Annotated in this window: 16 protein-coding genes; 7 read left to right on the forward strand and 9 right to left on the reverse strand. The window is 71.3% G+C overall.

Going from position 1 to position 18961, the window contains the following annotated elements; all coding sequences use genetic code 11:
* Window positions 1-187: 187 nt before the first annotated feature.
* Window positions 188-895 (reverse strand): ABC transporter ATP-binding protein, encoded by a 708-nt coding sequence (locus ACTJJP_RS11910; protein ID WP_440775217.1) that lies wholly within the window; start codon window positions 893-895, stop codon window positions 188-190.
* A gap of 31 nt (window positions 896-926) precedes the next feature.
* Complete coding sequence (locus ACTJJP_RS11915) at window positions 927-2402, reverse strand: ABC transporter permease (protein ID WP_440775218.1); 1476 nt, start codon at window positions 2400-2402, stop codon at window positions 927-929.
* Window positions 2403-2524: 122 nt separating this feature from the next.
* On the opposite strand from ACTJJP_RS11915, the gene ACTJJP_RS11920 reads away from it, so the two are divergent.
* The 5 genes from ACTJJP_RS11920 to ACTJJP_RS11940 all read left to right on the forward strand — a co-directional run bounded on the left by ACTJJP_RS11920 (window position 2525) and on the right by ACTJJP_RS11940 (window position 7432).
* Window positions 2525-3259 carry a response regulator transcription factor gene (locus tag ACTJJP_RS11920; protein WP_440775219.1) on the forward strand — a complete coding sequence of 245 codons (735 nt, stop codon included), beginning with the start codon at window positions 2525-2527 and terminating at the stop codon, window positions 3257-3259.
* Complete coding sequence (locus tag ACTJJP_RS11925; protein ID WP_440775220.1) at window positions 3256-4719, forward strand: sensor histidine kinase; 1464 nt, start codon at window positions 3256-3258, stop codon at window positions 4717-4719. Before ACTJJP_RS11920 ends, ACTJJP_RS11925 begins: the two co-directional genes overlap by 4 nt.
* A 136-nt stretch (window positions 4720-4855) precedes the next feature.
* A complete protein-coding gene (locus ACTJJP_RS11930; RefSeq protein ID WP_440775221.1) occupies window positions 4856-6253 on the forward strand; it encodes a glycosyltransferase in 1398 nt (465 codons plus the stop codon).
* A gap of 237 nt (window positions 6254-6490) precedes the next feature.
* The gene (locus tag ACTJJP_RS11935) at window positions 6491-7132 is read left to right on the forward strand and encodes a hypothetical protein (protein ID WP_440775222.1); all 642 of its coding nucleotides are present in this window, start codon (window positions 6491-6493) and stop codon (window positions 7130-7132) included.
* Window positions 7133-7141: 9 nt separating this feature from the next.
* Entirely contained in the window at window positions 7142-7432 is a 291-nt protein-coding gene (locus tag ACTJJP_RS11940) for a hypothetical protein (RefSeq protein ID WP_440775223.1), read from the forward strand.
* Between the two features lie 128 nt (window positions 7433-7560).
* Here the strand turns inward: ACTJJP_RS11940 and ACTJJP_RS11945 are convergent, their stop codons facing one another.
* The 6 genes from ACTJJP_RS11945 to ACTJJP_RS11970 all read right to left on the reverse strand — a co-directional run bounded on the left by ACTJJP_RS11945 (window position 7561) and on the right by ACTJJP_RS11970 (window position 14170).
* Window positions 7561-9498, reverse strand: a complete 1938-nt coding sequence (locus ACTJJP_RS11945; RefSeq protein ID WP_440775224.1) for a YhgE/Pip family protein — start codon at window positions 9496-9498, stop codon at window positions 7561-7563.
* Window positions 9495-10091 (reverse strand): hypothetical protein, encoded by a 597-nt coding sequence (locus ACTJJP_RS11950; protein WP_440775225.1) that lies wholly within the window; start codon window positions 10089-10091, stop codon window positions 9495-9497. The genes ACTJJP_RS11945 and ACTJJP_RS11950 overlap by 4 nt, the downstream gene beginning before the upstream one ends.
* Window positions 10088-10693 (reverse strand): TetR/AcrR family transcriptional regulator, encoded by a 606-nt coding sequence (locus ACTJJP_RS11955; protein ID WP_440775226.1) that lies wholly within the window; start codon window positions 10691-10693, stop codon window positions 10088-10090. The genes ACTJJP_RS11950 and ACTJJP_RS11955 overlap by 4 nt, the downstream gene beginning before the upstream one ends.
* 459 nt (window positions 10694-11152) lie before the next feature.
* Window positions 11153-12595 carry an argininosuccinate synthase gene (argG, locus tag ACTJJP_RS11960; RefSeq protein WP_440775227.1) on the reverse strand — a complete coding sequence of 481 codons (1443 nt, stop codon included), beginning with the start codon at window positions 12593-12595 and terminating at the stop codon, window positions 11153-11155.
* Between the two features lie 81 nt (window positions 12596-12676).
* Window positions 12677-13360, reverse strand: coding sequence for a peptidylprolyl isomerase (locus ACTJJP_RS11965; protein ID WP_440775228.1), 684 nt, complete (start codon window positions 13358-13360; stop codon window positions 12677-12679).
* Between the two features lie 117 nt (window positions 13361-13477).
* Window positions 13478-14170, reverse strand: a complete 693-nt coding sequence (locus ACTJJP_RS11970; protein WP_440775229.1) for a Pr6Pr family membrane protein — start codon at window positions 14168-14170, stop codon at window positions 13478-13480.
* A gap of 108 nt (window positions 14171-14278) precedes the next feature.
* Here ACTJJP_RS11970 and ACTJJP_RS11975 point away from each other — a divergent pair, with 108 nt between their 5' ends.
* Window positions 14279-15565: an adenylosuccinate synthase gene (locus tag ACTJJP_RS11975; RefSeq protein WP_440775230.1), complete on the forward strand. Its 1287-nt coding sequence runs from the start codon at window positions 14279-14281 to the stop codon at window positions 15563-15565.
* 139 nt (window positions 15566-15704) lie between these two features.
* A complete protein-coding gene (locus ACTJJP_RS11980) occupies window positions 15705-16760 on the forward strand; it encodes a lactonase family protein (protein ID WP_440775231.1) in 1056 nt (351 codons plus the stop codon).
* Between the two features lie 246 nt (window positions 16761-17006).
* Here ACTJJP_RS11980 and ACTJJP_RS11985 read toward each other — a convergent pair whose 3' ends face one another.
* Window positions 17007-18959, reverse strand: coding sequence for a glycoside hydrolase family 127 protein (locus tag ACTJJP_RS11985; protein ID WP_440775232.1), 1953 nt, complete (start codon window positions 18957-18959; stop codon window positions 17007-17009).
* Window positions 18960-18961 lie beyond the last annotated feature (2 nt).

Below are 18961 nucleotides of genomic sequence, written 5' to 3' on the forward strand. Positions count from 1 at the left end.
GCGTGCTTCGACTGTAGAGGACGCGTGCGACGCGGCACGCGGGCCTTGACGCGGAAACGCGTGGGGTGTCGTGCGCGGGGAGGCACGGGCCGTGACGAACGGAGGGGCAGGGAGGAGGAGAGGGGGATGCCGCGACAGTGGCCCTCCGCGGGTCCCTGGCCCTCCGCTCGTCACGCGGCCACGACGCTCAGCCGTGCGTGATGTCGGTCACCACGCCCTTCGCCAGACGTAGGCGGCGGCGGGCGCGGCGGGCCACGGCCGAGTCGTGCGTGACGACCACGAGCGTGAGCCCCTCGGCGTTCAGCGCCTGCAACACGTCGAGGATCTCGTCGCGCATGCTCTCGTCGAGGTTGCCCGTCGGCTCGTCGGCGAGCAGCACCCGGGGCTGCTTCGCCACGGCTCGGGCGATCGCGACGCGCTGCTGCTGCCCGCCCGAGAGTTCGCCCGGGCGGTGATCGGCGCGGTCGGCGAGCCCGACCCGCGCGAGCGCGTCTGCCACCCGCCGTCGCCGCTCCGCGCGGTCGAGGCCCAGTGGCTCCAACCCCATGTCGACGTTCTCGGCGGCGGTGAGGGTGGGGATGAGGTTGAATCCCTGGAAGACGAAGCCGATCTCCCGGGCGCGCAGGCGGCCGAGCTGTGCATTCGAGGCTCCCGCGATGTCGACGTCGCCGAGCGTCACCGACCCGCTCGAGGGGCGGTCGAGGGCGCCGAGCATCTGCAGCAGCGTGGATTTGCCGCCGCCGGTCGGGCCCTGGATGGTGACGAAGTCGCCCGCGGAGATCTCGAGGTCCACGCCGGCCAGGGCCTGGACCGTCCGGTCGCGCTGGCGGTACGTGCGGGTCACCCCCTGCAGGCGGTAGGCGGTCGCGGTCAGGGTGGGGGCGGTGAGGGTCATGATGTCTCCTTCGAAGGACGGGGGATGCCGCTCACGCGACCGAGCGGAGGGCGGCGGCGGGACTGAGACGCGCGGCGCGCCAGCCGCCGAAGGCTCCGGCGAGCACTCCGCCGAGCACCGCGATGCCGACGGCGGCCACGACGACGACCGGCGTCACCGGGGCGCTGAGCACGATGTCGGCGGCCTGGGACGCTGCCTGACCGACGCCGCCGGGACCGCCGGGACCGAAGCCCTCGCCGCCCTGGGCGGGACCGGCCGCTTGGCCACCGACCGAGATGGTCGGCGAGATGACGTTCACCAGCAGGATGCCGCCGAGACCGAGGACGAGACCCAGGACACCGCCGACCAGACCCTGCGCGAGCGATTCACCCGCCACCTGGCGCACGATGCGACCGTTCGACCAGCCGATGGCCTTGAGCGTGCCGAACTCCCGCGTCCGGCGCGCGACGCCCGAGATGGTGAACAGCACCGCGAGGGCGAGCGCGACCAGCAGCACGACGACCGACAGCCACGTGCCGAGATTCGAGATCAGCGACGACGCGCTCGACAGTGAGCCCGAGACCGTCGAGGCGAGTTCGGACTGCGAGCTGACGGTGGCGTCGGGCAGTGCCGCGGTGATCTCGCTCTGCACCGCGTCGATGGCATCCGCCGACTCCGCCTGCACGTACACGGTCGAGACGACGTCGCCGACACCGGCCAGCGTCTGCGCGACGTCGAGGGGCAGGTAGACGTTCGCCGCGGTGTCGGCCTCGGCCGATGCGGAGGCCACGATCCCGACGATCTGCATCGCGGTGCCCGCGACGTCGACCGTGCCGCCGACGCTCAGTCCGGCGCTCGCCGCGTACGTCGCATCGATGACGGCGACGTCAGTCCCGGCGTCGGAGGCGGAGAGGGCACGCCCGTCGGAGACCGTGACCGACGAGAGCGGACCGACGGATGCCGCCGGGTCGACGCCGAGCACACTGAAGGAGTCGACGCCGAAGGCGCTGCCGCCGTCACCGCCGGGACCGCCGCCGGACGGGGGCTGCTGCGGCATCCCCTCGCCCTGCGTGGTTCCGGTGTCGGTGCCGGCCTGGGTGCCGCGTTCGGGCATCTGCCCCGAGAACGTCGTGTTCGTCAGCGACAGCGCGCCGGTGGCGGCGGACACGCCGTCGAGGCCGTCGACGGTCGAGACGGTGGAGGCGTCGAGCGTGCCGCGGCGCATGTCGGTCATCAGTCGCGACTGGCTGAGCGTCGTGGTGCCGTCGGTGGTCGTGCCGGCGTCGGCGCCGAAGTCGAAGCGCGGACCGCCGCCGCCCTGCCCGGGCTCGGTCTGGGCGCCGGTCACGGTGAGGTCGGTGCCGACGCCGTACACCGACGACAGCGCCTGCGACTGCGCGTCGCGCACGCCCGCCGAGAGAGCATTGACGACGATGACGAGCGCGATGGCGATCGCGAGTCCCACCGCGACGATCACGGTCTGTTTGGTGCGGCCGGCGAGTTCGCGCCGGAGGTACGTGCCGTACATGGTTCTCCTTCCGGACGCGGGGTGCGGCCGTCTCAGGCGACGGTAGGAACGGCACCCTCACCGCTCCCTCACGCTTTCTCTGAAACGCCTATGTCGCGTGACTCCGAGGCCCGGGACCGTGCATGCTGGCTCTCGTGACCTCCCGCCCCGCCCCCCTCGCCCGCCCCGACGGCTCGCCCATCCGCGTGCTCGTCGTCGACGACGAAGCGAACCTCAGCGACCTGCTGCGCATGGCCCTGCAGAACGAGGGATGGGACGCCCGCACCGCGGCGAACGGGCAGGAGGCGCTCGGCGTCATCCGCGAGTTCGCGCCCGACCTGCTCGTGCTCGACATCATGATGCCCGGCCTCGACGGCATGGAGCTCCTGACCCGCATCCGCGCGGCGGGCAACGACGCGCCCGTGCTGTTCCTGACGGCGAAGGATGCCGTGGAAGACCGCATCGCGGGGATATCGGCCGGCGCCGACGATTACGTCACGAAGCCTTTCAACCTCGAGGAGGTCATCGTGCGGCTGCGGGGCATGGCCCGCCGCCACGTCGCGGCGGTCGCCGACGCCGACCCGCGGTTGCGCGTGGGCGATCTCGTGCTCGACGAGGAGTCGTACGAGGTCGAGCGCGGCGGCATCCCGATCAAACTCACCGCCAAGGAGTTCGAGCTCCTGCGCTACCTCATGCAGAACCCCCGCCGGGTGCTGAGCAAGGCGCAGATCCTCGACCAGGTGTGGAGCTACGACTTCGGCGGCAACGGCAGCGTCGTCGAGATCTACATCTCGTACCTGCGCAAGAAGATCGACACCCTCGGTGAACCGTTGATCCACACCGTCCGCGGCGTCGGATACACGATCAAGGCGCCATGACCCGGGGTCGCTGGACCCTGCGCCGCACCCTGGTGGTGGGGACGAGCGTGCTGGTCGCGCTCGCGTTCGTCGCGATGAGCCTGGCGACGATCCTCGCGCTGCGTTCGTTCGCGCTCGATCGCCTCGACCAGCAGGTGCGAGAGGGTCTGTCGTTCGCGGTCGGTCGCGACGCGTTCGACGGACGCGGCGGTGACGGTCGGCCCCCGGGGATGGATGCCGGAAACCCGGGGTCGGATGCCGGGAGCCCCGCGCCGCGCATCGGCACCCTTCAGGCCGTGATCGGCAGCGACGGGACGGTGCAGCGCTCCGGCTACACGCGGGCGGACGGCACGCTCGTCACCCTGAGCGACGATCAGATCGCGCTGCTGCGCTCGTCGGTGTCGACCGATGGCGCGCCCACGACCGTGGATCTCGGCGCGGACTTCGGGGCGTTCCGCGTGGCGGGGGCCGATGACGACGGCGTCACCGTCTTCGCCGGCAACTCGCAGGCCGACGTGACCGCGACCACATCGGCGTTGATCGTGATCCTCGTCGCCGTCTCGGCCGGGACCCTGCTCGTCGCCGTGCTGGGTCTGTCGCTCTTCGTGCGACGGAGCCTGCGTCCGCTCGACCGGGTGGCGGGCGTCGCGCAACGGGTGTCGACGCTGTCGCTGAGCGCCGGGAGCGTGGAGATCCCCGACCGGGTCGCCGCCCCCGACACCGACCCGGCGACCGAGGTGGGCCGGGTGGGTGCGTCGCTCAACGAGTTGCTCGGGCACGTGCAGTCCTCGCTCGCCGCACGCCAGCACAGCGAGGAGCAGCTGCGGCGCTTCATCGCGGATGCCAGCCACGAGCTCCGCACGCCCTTGGCCAGCATCCGCGGCTACGCTCAGCTCTCGCTCGGCGAGGACGCGCCGATGACGCCGACGCAGGCCCGCTCGTTCGATCGGATCGAGTCGGAGGCCCGGCGCATGGCATCCCTCGTCGACGACCTGCTGCTGCTGGCGCGGCTGGATGCCGGGCAGCCGCTGCGTCGAGAGGAGGTCGAGTTGACGCTGCTCGCCGTCGACGCGGTCAGCGACGCGCAGGCGGCGGATGCGACGCACGAGTGGCGTCTCGACGTGACGGACGACCTCATCTCGGTGACCGGCGATGAGAACCGTCTGCGGCAGGTCGTGGCGAACCTGCTGCGCAACGCGCAGACGCACACCCCGTCGGGGACGACGGTGACGCTGTCGCTCGCGCGGGAGGGCTCCGCCGCGGTGCTGCGGGTGGTCGACACCGGCCCGGGCATCGATCCGGGCGTGGCCGGACGGCTGTTCGACCGCTTCGCCCGCGCCGACGACGCCCGCAACCGGGATGCCGGGAGCACGGGCCTGGGGCTGTCGATCGCGCAGGCCATCACCGAGGCGCACGGCGGCGCGATCTCCGTCGAGAGCGCTCCGGGGCGGACGGCGTTCGAGGTGCGGCTGCCGGTGTGAGCGGGGCGCTCGGCGGCGAGGGGGACTGCCACGGGCGGGGATGCAGCGGATCGCCGGGCCGTCAATGCCGGTGACGCACAGCCGGCACATAGCGATGATGAGGGTCCCCTTTTGCCTCCCCCCTGAGGATCTGACCATGCCCGCGCCCCCCGACGCCGATTTCGTCGTGCTCACCAGCCGTCTCTCGCCCCGACGCGACGGAGGGTACGCCGTCGCTGTCGCATCGCGCCTCCGACTGCTCCGTTCGATCGGCGTGGTGCGTCCGCTGCTGCTGACGTTCGACGTGGGCGGCGCCGACCAGCACGCGGAGGACAATCGACAGGCCTTTCGCGATCCGCACGCGGATGTCGAGATCCGGAATTTGTTCGAGGAGATCCTCCACGACTCGTCCTGGCTCTACGACGAGGCTCGGGAGGGCCGAGCCGATCCCGACGCCTCGTATCGTGAGATCCGCGACGGTGCGGGGAGGGGAGTCATCTCCCTCCCGGTCATCGATGATGCCGCGTGGCATCTGGCCGAGACGCCGGTCGTCGTTCCCGGAGGTGACGGACACCGGATCATCGCCGGGTTCCGTGAGTTGTACCGGACCTGGCTGACACGCGTCGTGGCCCAGCTGCGTTCGCGCGCCGGGGATGACCACCGCTGCATCGTCGTGATCTGCGAGTCGAAGCAGGTCGGCGAGCTGATCGCGGACTGGGCCGACCCGGACGTGCGCATCGTGCACACCGTCCACAACTCGCACCTCGTCGCCCCCTGCGAGCCGTCGTCGTCGCTGCGCGATGACGGGTGGCGCCGATGGCTCGCCCTCCTCGACCACTTCGATGCCGTCATCTGGCCTACCGCCTCGCAGCAGACAGACGTGACCGAGCGGTTCGGAGCGCTCGAGGGATCCGTCGTCATCCCCACCCCCATCACCCCCGACCCCCGTCCCCGCTCTCACGGTGGCAGGGGCCGCGACGTCCTGATGGTGAACAGACTCGTCGACCAGAAACGGGTGGACACCGCCGTCGCCTCCTGGCCGCTAGTTCTGCAGCGCGTCCCCGATGCGCACCTCCACATCTACGGCGACGGTCCCCTCCGGGGGCAGCTGCAGGAACTGATCGACGACCGCGGGCTGACCGGGAGCGTCCACCTGCACGGGTACTCCGACCGTGTCCGCGAGGCCATGGCGATCTCCGCCGCCTTCCTCTGCACGAGCGCGTTCGAGGGGCAGAACCTCGCCATCGGTGAGGCGCTCTCGAGTGGTCTCCCGGTCGTGGCGTTCGACGTGTGTTACGGCCCCCGGGACTACGTGGGCACGGGCGGGATCCTCGTCTCCCCCGGTGATGTCGACGGGGTCGCGAGCGCTCTGGCGTCGCTCCTGCTCGACGACACCGCGCGGGCCGAGATGTCGGTGCGGGCCCTCGAGCAGTCGAGGCGACTGAGCCCCGAGGCGGTGGGGGAGACCTTCGCCCGGCTCCTCGAAGACGTCGTCGCCCGCCCGGCGAGGCGACGGACATCCGCCGCGGATCAGGCGGTGCTCCCGGCCGCGTGAGCCGGCATCCGGATTACGCCGTGTACGCAACCGCGGGCCGCTGGGCGAACCGGAGATCTGCGTGGGAGCCTGCCGTGGAACGGGGTGAAGGAGGAGAAGGTCTGTGACGGCCTCTGTGATGAAAGACCCCTGTTGGTTGGTGCAGCTCTACCGAACAGACGTCTAGTTTCGGCCCTGCGCTTCTAAAGGGGGGCACGCACACAGCGACAGCGTGTCGCTGTGTCGAAGGGACAACCGATGAAAATTCTTCGCCGTTCATCACTCGCCGCCGGTGTCGCGGCCGTCGCACTGGCGCTTACTTTTCCCGCACAGGCGGCCTCCGCGGCCACCGCCGACACAGGTACGGAGCACGCTTTCCACGAAATCGTGTCCACCCTGAACATTTCAGCGGCGGCGAAGGAGCAGGTGGAGTCGTACTTCCAGACTTTGCCGGAGGCGAAGCAGAAGGCGGGCGTCGCTGACCCCTCGACGTTGTTCACCTATTCGGCTGTGACGTCCACCGTGAAGGAGCTGCCTACGGCGGCTCCCAAGGGCCGGCAGATCGCTGCGGCGGCGGCGACCTGCACACTGGAGGTCACGAACAAGCAGGAAGCCAAGATTGCGAACATCACCGTGGTGACGTTCAACCTCACCTACCGGTACGAGGCGAACGGAAACACCGTCACTCGCAACCTGCTGTGCACGGGCTCGGCCTCCGGCGCGATCAACGCCAGCTCCTCGTCGAACCAGTACATCTCGCAAGGCCGCGGCACCTGCGAGGTTCGCACCCAGGCCAGCGTCTTCATCAAGGGCGCGCCTTTCCAATTCACGAAGGTGCACACTGTTACTACTCAGGCCGGAAACGCCGTCCGAGTTGATGGACGTATCTACACTGCCTAAGTTGCCAGCATGACCGACATGCAGAAGACCAACACGAACACCCTTCACTGGTGGGTGGTCACCGCAGCCGCGGTTTCGCTGGCCGCGCCTTTGGTGACCGACTGGGCGTTCGTTTTGCAGGTCGCGGCGCTGGTCTTCGGTGTCTTCGCGTTTTTTCTCGTCACCGGGGGGCGAGCACGTGCCGTCATCGCCACCGCCGTCGTGATTGTGGGCCTGGTCCTCATCGCGCAAGTAGTGGGTGGGTTGGTGGCGTCGTCCCTCGAGAACTCCTTCACCGACGACAGCGTCCAGATCGGCTGACTCCTCCAAAGAGTGGCCTCACCCGTCACCGGGTGGGGCCACTCTTCGGTTCGTAGGTGTACCCGCCGACTGGGGGTGAACCGGCCCCACATCGTGTACTCCCGACGCGAGGGAAGTCCGGGCCCGGCTCAGCCGATCAAGCTCGGCTGCAGGTCCTTCAGGGTGCGGTGGTGGGTCATGCGGGTCACCCCGATCGCCGCGACCAGCACACCGCCCACCATCCACGCGCCGAGCACCAGCAGGTCGGGGCCGACCCGCGAGACGTCTCCGCCGTACATGACCTGCCGCATGGCATCCACGACGTACCCCATCGGCAGCACGTGGTGCAGCGCCGCGAGCGGGGCGGGCAGCGTCTGCCAGGGGAACGTCCCGCCGGCGGTGACGAGCTGCAGCACCATCAGCACGAGCCCGAGGAACTGCCCCACCGAGCCGAGCCAGACGTTCAGGGCGAGCACGATCGCGGCGTAGGTCGCCGAGGCGAAGATCAGGATGCCGAGGGCTGCGGCCGGGTTGGCGAACGAGAACTGCAGGGCGATGGCGAGCACGGTGAACAGTCCCACCATCTGCAGCGCGCCGAGACCGGCCGGGGCCAGCCAGCCCGCCAGCGTCACGCGCACGGGGGAGTGCAGCGCGGTGATCGCGCGCTTGGAGACGGGCTTGACGATGAGGAACAGTGCGTAGATGCCGATCCACCCGGCCAGAGCCGCGAAGAAGGGCGCGAGACCCGCGCCGTAGTTCTGGGCCGTCGTCACCGCGCTCGTGCCGACGGCGACGGGATCCGAGATGGCCTGGGCCTGCGCCTGCCGGGTCGCGTCGTCGGCGTCGGGGATCTGGTCGACGCCCGCGGCGAGCCCGTCGCGCAACTGCGTCGCCCCCGCGGAGAGCTGCCCGAGACCGGAGTCGAGCTGCGCCGCGCCGTCGCGCAGTTGCGCCGAGCCGTCGCGGAGCTGCGCGGCACCGGATGCCGCGGTGCCGGCGCCGTCGGCGAGGGCCGAGGCCCCGTCGGCCGCGCTCGCCGCTCCCGTGGCCAGCGTCGCGCTCCCGGCGGCGACCTGCCGGGCACCGTCGTCGAGCTGGTCGATCTGGGTCACCGTGTCCTGGACGCGTCCGTTCGCCGCCGACAGGCGCTCGGCGACCGGGTCGAGCCGCGAGAGGATCTCATCGATGCGCGCGGGGTCGAGACCGGCGTCGGCCAGGGCCGTCGCGATGTCGGCGCGTGCCTGGGGCAGTTGCGCCGCGGCATCCCCGGCCGCCGTCCCCACCCGACGGGCGGCCGCGTCGATGCGGTCCACCCCACCGGCCACCCGCTGGGCACCGTCGGCGACCTGCGCCGCCCCGTCGCGCAGCTGCGCGGTGCCGTCGCGCAGCTGATTCGCGCCGGTCGACAGCTGGGCCGTCCCGTCGGCGAGCTGGGTCGCGCCGTCGGCGAGGGTCGCCGAACCACCCGAGAGCTGCGAGGAGCCGTCCTTCGCAGAGGCCAGACCGTCGACGAGCTGCGTCGCCCCGTCCGTGGCATCCACCAGCTTCACGCGGATGGTGTGCAGCGCGTCGAGCAGGGTGAGCCCTGCCTCGTCGGTCACCTTCTGCGCGACCGACTCGCGGATGCGAGCCACGGCCTGCGTGCCGATCGTGGAGGCGAGGTAGTTGTTCGCGTCGTTGGTACGCAGCTCGATGTCGGCCTGGCGCGGGCTGTCGGTCGAGAGCGAGGCCACGGCATCCGTGAAGTCCGCCGGCAGCGTCACGACGAAGTCGAAGTCGCCCGCCTGCAGACCCGCGTCGGCCTGGTCGGACGACACCCGATGCCACTCGAACGTGTCGCTGTCGAGCAGCTGTTCCGCCGCCTCGTCGCCCAGGTTGCGCTGCTGGCCGTTCACCTCGGCGCCCCGGTCGTCGACGACGAGCGCCACGGGCACGTTCGAGAGGTTGCCGTAGGGGTCTTGGTTGGCCCACAGGTAGAGCCCGCCGTAGAGGATCGGCACGGCGAGCAGCGCGACGAGGGCGATCACCGCCATGCGGGTGGACGTGAGGCGGCGCAGTTCCGCCGTGATCATCGGGGGGATCTTCATCGCACGACCTCCGCGGCCTCGATCGCGGTGCGCGACGCCTGGCCGGCGATGGCGAGGACGGCGTAGCCGCGCTCCGCGAACTCCCGGGCGATGCCCCACCAGGCGAGGGGCTCTCCGCCGTGACGATCGGGCGCCACGAGAACCAGTCCCTCGACGCCCTTCCTGAGCGCGGCCAGCTCGAGCAGCAGCCGGACGCGCGCGGCGGGCGCGATATTGCCGATCGGAAGACCGGCGATCGCCTCGAGGCCGATGCCCTCGAGCCACCGTGCGGCGGCGAACGGGGTGGGGGCGTGACCGGCGAACATCAGTTCTTCGGCGACGACACCGGTGACCGACACGTTCGGTTCCGGTTCGGACACGATCGGGGCGTCGACGAGGGCGACGCGTCGGCGGAGGTCCCCGGCATCCGCCCGCCCGTCGATCGTGACGGTTCCGGTGTCGACCTTCATGCGCCCGGATGCCACCAGGCCCAGCACCGTGGGGCGCTGCTCGGTCTCGGCGACGACCAGGCGGGCGTGGCCGGTCTCGAAGGCGGTGGAGGTCTCCGGCAGGGCGCTGCGACCCTTCGCGACGGCGTCGACGAGGATCTTCACGACATCTCCAGATCGGGGTGCAGGGCGAGCAGCGCACGCGCCTCGGCCCACGACAGGCCCGCGATGCCGAGCACCGCGCACACGGCGATCTCGCGGGCCGTGGAGCTTTCGGCATCCACTCGCGAGACGACCATGCGGCCGGTCTCCTCCAGCAGGCGCGACAGTGTGGGGGCGGGCAGGTCGGTGCGCAGCTCGCCGGCCTCCTGTCCGCGGCGCACGATCTGGTCGATGCGGCGGCGGAGAGGAGCGAGGGCGGCGGAGGTCTCGGGCAGGTGGGCGTCGTCGAGGGCGAGTGCGGCCGCGGCCTGCACGTGCGCGGCTTCGCGCCAGAGTTCGGACGCCAGGCGGGCGAGCGCGACGCGGGAGTCGGCGTCGTCGATGCCGGCGGCGATGGCGTTGAAGCGTACGGCGCCGGCGGCGATCACCTCGCGGACGATGGCGTTGCGATCGTCGAAGTGGCCGTAGAGGGCGCGGCGCGAGAGGCCCGCGCGGCGGGCGATGGTGTCGATGGACGCGCGGGGGTCATGGCCGATGGCGGCGGTCGCCGCGGTCAGGATGCCGGCGCGGTTCTCGACGGCGTCGCGACGGAGGGATGTGCTCACGACGAGCCAGTGTACGCCTAAAGTGCACACACGTGTGCAAGTTACGGAGAGCCGCCGTCTCTCTGCGAGGGGAGCTCGATGCGTTCGGGCGGGTGCATCGATCCCGTGCGGCGGCGTCCGCGCGGAATGCGGGCTCACGCCTCGACCTGTGGATGCCGGCACGTGGGCGGTCCGGCAGCTCAGGATCGCGGAACCCGATGCCACGCGGCAAGGCCCCGAAGCGGTCATGTCCGCTTGCGGACACCCCCGTCGCCCGTCACGGATCGAGGATGCGGTCGCGGACGCTCGGTGGTGGGCGTCCCGGCCACCCGGCGTACGCGCACGCGCACGCGCGACGCCGCCTCAGGATCCGGCGGCCGCTCAACGGCGGCATCCCGGCCATACCTCGCGCTCGCGCGAACGAAGAACGCGACGCCGCCCGCACCTGGCGGACGGCGTCGCGACGGGAGTGCTCTCGTGTCAGTCGGTGCCGGCGTCGAACGCCGCGCCCTCGCCCGCGGCGTCGGTGGCGTCGGCGAGGCGCTCACCGGCGGCGTCGAGGGGAGCGGCCGACTCGATGATGTCGCGCGCCCCGCCCGCGGCGACGTCGCCGACGAGCTCGCCGGTCGGGCCGCCCAGCAGGCCCAGCGCGGCGTACTGCTCGAGACGCGCGCGCGAGTCGGCGATGTCGAGGTTGCGCATGGTGAGCTGGCCGATGCGGTCGACCGGGCCGAACGCGGCGTCGCCGACGCGCTCCATCGACAGCTTCTCGGGCGAGTACGACATGCCGGATGCCACCGTGTCGAGGATCGTGTAGTCCTCGCCGCGGCGCAGGCGCACCGTGACCGAGCCGGTGATGGTCGACCCGACCCACTTCTGGATCGACTCGCGCAGCATCAGCGACTGCGGCTCGAGCCAGCGGCCCTCGTACATGAGTCGACCGAGCCGGCGACCCTGCTCGTGGTAGGTCGCGAGGGTGTCCTCGTTCAGGATGCTGTTGACCAGGCGCTCGTAGGTCAGGAACAGCAGCGCCATGCCGGGCGCCTCGTAGATGCCGCGCGACTTCGCCTCGATGATGCGATTCTCGATCTGGTCGCTCATGCCGAGGCCGTGGCGACCGCCGATCGTGTTCGCCTCGCGGACGAGCTCGACCGGGTCGGCGAAGCGCGTGCCGTTGATCGCCACGGGGCGCCCGGCCTCGAACTCGACGGTGACGTCCTCGGTCTCGATCTCGACCTCGGGGTCCCAGAAGCGCACGCCCATGATGGGCTCGACGATCTCGAGCGAGACGTCGAGGTGCTCGAGGGTCTTCGCCTCGTGCGTGGCGCCCCAGATGTTGGCATCCGTCGAGTAGGCCTTCTCGACGCTGTCGCGGTAGGGGAAGTCGTGCGCGACGAGCCACTCGCTCATCTCTTTGCGCCCGCCGAGCTCGGTGACGAAGTCGGCGTCGAGCCACGGCTTGTAGATGCGCAGCGCGGGGTTGGCGAGCAGGCCGTAGCGGTAGAACCGCTCGATGTCGTTGCCCTTGTAGGTGGAGCCGTCGCCCCAGATGTCGACGCCGTCTTCTTTCATGGCGCGCACGAGCAGCGTGCCGGTCACGGCACGGCCGAGGGGGGTGGTGTTGAAGTAGGTGCGACCGCCGGAGCGGATGTGGAACGCGCCGCACGCGAGGGCGACGAAACCCTCTTCGACGAGGGCCGTCTTGCAGTCGACCAGGCGCGAGACCTCGGCGCCGTACTGCGTGGCGCGGCCCGGGATGGAGTCGATGTCGTCTTCGTCGTACTGCCCGAGATCGCCGGTGTACGTGCAGGGGATGGCGCCCTTGTCGCGCATCCACGCGACGGCCACCGAGGTGTCGAGACCACCCGAGAAGGCGATGCCGACGCGCTCGCCGACGGGAAGGGACTGAAGGACCTTGGACATGCCGTCGATTCTATTGCGGCACGGTGCGGCGGCCGACGCGGCGATCCCGCCCGCGCCGGCGACCCGCCTGGGGAGAAGGGGTCAGCCGACGGTGACGCCCGTGATGGTGACGGGGTTCGCGGGTGCGCCGTCGGGTGCACCGCCCGCGGTGCCCGCCGCCGCGATGGACTGCACGACCGCCAGTCCCTCGGGCGACATCGTGCCGAAGACCGTGTAGTTCGGTGCCAGCTCCGTGTCCTCGTAGACGAGGAAGAACTGCGAGCCATTGGTGCCCGGGCCGGCGTTGGCCATCGCCACGGTCCCTGCGGGGTAGGTCTCGGTGCCGTCGAGTTCGTCGGTGAAGCGGTAGCCGGGGCCCCCGCGCCCCGTGCCGGTGGGGTCTCCGCACTGCAGCACGAAGATGCCCGACGTGGTGAGCCGGTGGCATTCGGTGTTCGAGAAGTACTGCTGCTGCGCGAGCGAGACGAAGCTCTCGACCGTGCAGGGCGTGCGCTCGCCGTCCAGAGTCAGCGGGATGTCGCCGGCCGAGGTCTGCAGCACCGCCTGCACCTCACCGGTCGGCTGGTCGGTGCCCTCCGCCGGGGGAGTGACGTCGACGGCGGGTTGACCCGAGGCGGGATAGGCGCACTCGCCCGAGACGGCGCCCTCGCTCGGCGCGCTCGCGCTCGCCGCGGGAGCCGGCTCCGTCGTGGTGCCGCTGGCGCATCCGGCGAGCAGGAGGAGGGCGGAGGCGGCCAGGGCCGCGGACATCAGTCGCGTACGCACGCGCTCCAGGGTAGAGCGCCGGGTGCGTGGCAGTGGTCCGCCGCTCGGAGAGATGCGTCGAACTCGCAGATTCGGACGCTGTTCGTGCGAGGACGAGGCGCGCCTGCGAGAACCGCGTCAGGACGAACGGATGCCGCGCCACCGGCCGACCGCCACGGCGCCGACGGCGAAGCCCACGATGACCACGGCGATCACGATGACGTACACGACCACGCTGCCCCACCCGTCGGTGTTCGGATCGAGGAACGGGTAGGGGTACCAGTACGGCGCCCCGGTGGTGGGGTTCGTGATCAACGGCGCGCGCAGCAGCGTGTAGACGATCCACGCCACGGGGAAGATCGCGGCTCCCAGGGCTGCGCGCCACCCCAGGCGCCGTCGGCACGGCCCGAGGAAGAGGTCGAGCAGCAGGAAGAGCGGGCCCCACACGTGGAGGATCTCGTTCGACCAGGGCACCGTCTCGGGCTGCAGAGGGATGCCGCGAAGGAGCAGGTTGTAGACGACCCCGGTGACGAGCATGTACGTGGAGACCCAGGCGAGCGCGGTGGCCAGGGCGACGGGCTCAGGGCCGAGAGGACGTCCGCGCACGAAGAACCGCAGCCCCACGATCAGCAGGACGACGGCGGCCGAGACGTTCGAGAGGATCGTGAAGAAGCTGAAGAAGTTGGCGACGACCGTGGCGACGTCTCGGCCGGCGTCGACGGCTCCCGCGACCGACGACGCGAACTGCGCGATGACGGCGACCGCGATCATCGTCGCCGCGGCGATGCGCGCGATGCTCCAGCCCGTGGCCCAGGTCTCTGATCGCTGCATAGCGCCAGGGTAGTGAGCCGAGGCTCCCGCGGGGAGGGTTGCGGAGGGTCGTGTCGGACCCGCTCGGTAGGATGGGGTGTACCGCCGGACAACATGCGAGGAGCACTCATGCCCGGAATCGTGATCGTCGGCGTCCAGTGGGGCGACGAGGGCAAGGGCAAGGCCACCGATCTGCTCGGTGAGCGCACCGACTGGGTGGTGAAGTTCAACGGCGGCAACAACGCCGGGCACACCGTCGTCATCGGCGACGAGAAGTACGCCCTGCACCTGCTGCCCAGCGGCATCCTGTCTCCGGGCGTGACGCCCGTGATCGGAAACGGCGTCGTCGTCGACCTCGAGGTGCTCTTCAATGAGCTCGAGGCGCTCAACGCCCGCGGCCTCGACACCAGCCGGCTGAAGATCAGCGCCAACGCGCACATCATCACGCAGTACCACCGCACCCTCGACAAGGTCACCGAGCGCTTCCTCGGCAAGCGCATGATCGGCACCACCGGTCGCGGCATCGGCCCCGCCTACGCCGACAAGATCAACCGCGTCGGCATCCGCGTGCAAGACCTCTTCGACGAGAACATCCTGCGGCAGAAGGTCGAGGGCGCCCTCGACCAGAAGAACCACCTCCTGGTGAAGATCTTCAACCGCCGGTCGATCACCGCCGACGAGATCGTCGACGACCTGCTCGCCTACGCCGAGCGCGTGCGCCCGATGGTCGCCGACACGTCGCTGCTGCTCAACGACGCTCTCGAGGCCGGCGACGTCGTCGTCTTCGAGGGCGGCCAGGCCACCATGCTCGACGTCGACCACGGCACCTACCCGTTCGTGACGTCGTCGTCGGCCACGGCCGGGGGCGCCTCGACCGGTTCCGGAGTCGGCCCCAACCGTCTCGACCGCATCGTGGGGATCGTCAAGGCCTACACGACCCGCGTCGGCTCGGGGCCCTTCCCCACCGAGCTGTTCGACGAGAGCGGCGACTGGCTGCGCTCGCGCGGCTTCGAGTTCGGCACCACCACCGGTCGCCCGCGTCGCGTCGGCTGGTACGACGCCCCCATCACGCGCTACGCCACGCGCATCAACGGCATCACCGACCTGGTGCTCACGAAGCTCGACATCCTCGGCGGTCTCGAGCAGATCCCCGTGTGCGTCGCCTACGACGTCGACGGCGAGCGGTACGACGACCTGCCGGTGAACCAGACCGACTTCCACCACGCGAAGCCGATCTACGAGAACTACCCGGGGTGGAGCGAAGACATCTCGTCGGCGCGCACGTTCGAGGACCTCCCGCAGACCGCGCAGGAGTACGTGCTCGCCCTCGAGCAGATGAGTGGCACGCGCATCTCGGTCATCGGCGTCGGCCCCGCGCGCGACCAGGTCATCGTGCGGCACGACCTCATCGACTGATGCGGTTCTGGGTCGGCGCCTACGCCCCGGACTCCGGGTCGGCGGAGGGCATCGGCATCCTGCAGGCGGGTGAGGTCGACTCGCCCGCCGCCGGCGGCCCCCTCGGCATGGTCGCNCCGCGCCGGGGTCCGCGTCGTGGGTGGCCGCCCACCCGACAGCATCTGACATCGTCTACGCCGCGCTCGAGTTCGACGGCACCGTGCAGGCCTACCGCCGCTCGGGCGAGGCGCGCCTGATGCCCCTCGGTCGCCCCGTCGACGCGGGAGCGGCCGTGTGCCACGTCGCCGTCGCGCCCGACGCGTCGTTCCTCGTCGCGAGCTGCTGGGGCGACGGCCGGGTGGTGCGCATCGACCTGGACGCGGAGGGTCGACCCTCCCGCCCGCTCATCGCCGACGAAGCCGCCGATCCGTACGGGTCGGGAGAACCGGCCGAGGGCGCGGTCTCGACCGGGGCGCGGGTGTCGGGGGCGGTCGTGCCCGACCTCGCGGCCGCCGCTCGAGCTCTTCGCGCGGCGGCGGGCGAGGAGTTCTCCCACCTGATCCCCGCCTACGACGACACCCCCGAAACCGACGCCGAATCGGCGGAGGCGGCGGCCGGCGATCGCGTCTCACGGGCGCACCAGGCGATCTTCCTGCCGGGCGGTCTCGTGGCGACCACCGATATGGGCTTGGATCTCGTGCGGTTCTGGCGATCGACACCGAGCGGCCTACGGCTCGTGCAAGAGGTCGCGCTGCCGAAGGGGAGCGGTCCGCGCCACGGTCTCTGGCATCCCTCGGGGCACCTCTACGTCGTCACCGAGCTCAGCTGCGAGGTCTTCGCGCTCGCCGCCGACCGCGCCGGACGGTGGCACGTGCGTTCCGGAGAGCCACTGCTCGGCACCCTCGACACCGACACCGCCGCCGAGTTGTGCGCGAGCCGCGACAACGCCACGCTCTACGCCGGGGTGCGCGGCAGCGACACCGTCGGGGTGCTGTCGGTGCGCGGTGCCGGCGAGGAGCTCCAGCTCACGGCGCTGGCCGAGACCGGGACGCACTGGCCCCGCCATCACATCGTCGTCGACGACACGCTGCTCGTCGCCGGACAGCTCGCGCACGAGATCGTCTCTCTGCCGCTCGACACGCGCACCGGCGTTCCGGGGCGGGTGCGTCACCGCACGCCGTCGCCGTCGCCGACGCGGCTCCTGCCCATGCGCTGAGGCGGCTTCTTCGGCGAGGGCGCCGCGCCGAGCGCTCGCAGCACGCGACACGCCGCGCGACCGCGACGCGCCGTGCGACCGCGACGCGCGGTACGGCTTGGGCGCGCGGTACGGCTGGGACGCGCCGTGCGACCGCGATGCGCTGTGCGGCCGTCGCTTCCGGACGTGCCCAGAACCCACCGCGCTGCACCCCCGCAATGCGGAAAGCCGCCGTCGCCCGGGGGCGACGGCGGCTCAGCGCGTGATTCACACGGTCGGCAGCCACACCCGCATGGTCGACGGGCCGCGGTTGCCCCAGTCGTGGTACGGCACGAGAGCGACCGACTGGATCGGGGCGGACGCCTTGGCGGATTCCTCGCCGTAGGGCCACTGCGGTGTCGCGGCCGGGCGGCCCGAGAACGTCGCCCAGACCCGCCCCTCTCTCTCGGCGAGGGGGGTCGTGGCATCCAGAACCACCTCTCCCACGTCGCCCCCGTCCGACAGGTCGACGGACTCCAGGGCCAGAACCTCGGGGCCCCGCTCGACCGCCACGCAACCGCGCACCGCATCGATGCGGGGATCCGGGACCACGACGCGCGGCGCCATCGGCAGCTCGAGCTCCACGACGTCGCCGGCCCGGAACGGCCGACTGATCTCGGCCCAGCCCGGTGAGACGGCGGCGAGCTCGGTGACGGTGTCGCCGCTCCACACGCGCAGCGACGCGCCTTCGGCCCACTCCGGGATGCGCAGCGACAGGGTCCACGCTTCGTCCGCCGCCTCGTTGACGGTGACGCGGATCACACCGTCGCTCGGGTAGCGCGTGGCGACGTCGAGCGCCACCTCGCGGCCGTCGTCGAGGGTCGTGCGGATCTCGGCGGGCGCGTACTGGTGGATCTGGATGCCGCCCGCGTCGGCCGTCGCGACATAGGCGTCGAGGCTGGCCAGCGTCCTCGCCACGTTGGGGGGGCAGCACGAGACCTCGAACCACGGTGCGCGAAGCGACGACGACGCCCGGGGCGAGGTGGCGTCGGGATCGGGAACCGTCCCCGGCACGCGCTGGTGCAGGGTATTGGCGTAGAAGAAGCTGGTGCCGTCGGCGGACGGAGAGGTCGCGACCACGTTGAAGAGGGTGCGCTCGATGAGGTCGCCGTAGGCGGCCTCGCCGTCCGCGAGCAGCAGGCGCCACGAGAACATCACCGAGGCGATGCCGGCGCACGTCTCGGAATAGGCCCGGTCGGAGGGCAGCTCCCAGTCGTCGCCGAACGCTTCGTCCTGGTGATGCGATCCCTGGCCCCCCGTGATGTAGGTGCGGCGCCCGCGCGTGCGCGCCCACTGCGCCCGCAGCGACTCCATCAGCTCGTCGTCGTGCGTTTCGACCGCGACGTCGACGGCGCCGGCGGCCAGGTAGTTCGCCCGCACCGCGTGACCGCTGAGGGCGGCGGCATCGCGCACGGGGACGTCGTCCTGGAAGTACCGCCGCCCCCACTCGATGTCGGCGAGGGTCTCGTGTCCGCGGCGGTCGACGAAGAGCGTCGCCTGGGCGGCGTAGCGTTCCTCGCCCGTCACCCGGGCGAGCTCGGCCAGCGCCGCCTCGATCTCGGGGTGTCCGCAGAAGGCGGCGATCCCGTCGGCGCCGAAGACCTGGCAGACGAGGTCGGCCGCGCGGCGGGCGACCGTCAGCAGGCCGTCGTCGGCGCCCGGGCGCGTGCGCTCTCGCGCCACGGCGGCCTGGAAGAGGTGCCCGAGGCAGTACAGCTCGTGGCCCCACTCCAGATCCGACCAGCGGGGCTGCTGACCGGGTCGGCCGAACTCGGTGTTGAGGTAGCCGTCGGATTCCTGCGCCGCGGCGACGCGCGCGACGACGGCGCGGAAGGTGCGCTCGAGCTCGACGTCGTCACGGCGGCCGAGTTCCCAGGCTGCGGCCTCGAGGTACTTGTACACCTCGGAGTCGCTGAACTCGCGTCCGCGACGACCGGCGGGAAGCGTGCCCGCGGCCGCGCGGTCGAAGTTGGGCAGCCAGCCCTCGGACTCGAGGCGACCGAGGATGTGAGAGAGCGTGTGAGCGGCATTCACGCTCTGACGAGAGCCCCAGAAGCCGCCGGTGATGCGGACCTCGCCGAGTCCGAGCGGCCGGAGCCGGGAGCGGGTCGGGATGACGGGGGCGACGACGGTGCGGGCCGGGGCGGAGTCGAGGGGACGGGTGGGGAGTGTGGTCGACATGG

The organism is Microbacterium sp. 22296, assembly GCF_052045385.1.
GTDB lineage: Bacteria > Actinomycetota > Actinomycetes > Actinomycetales > Microbacteriaceae > Microbacterium.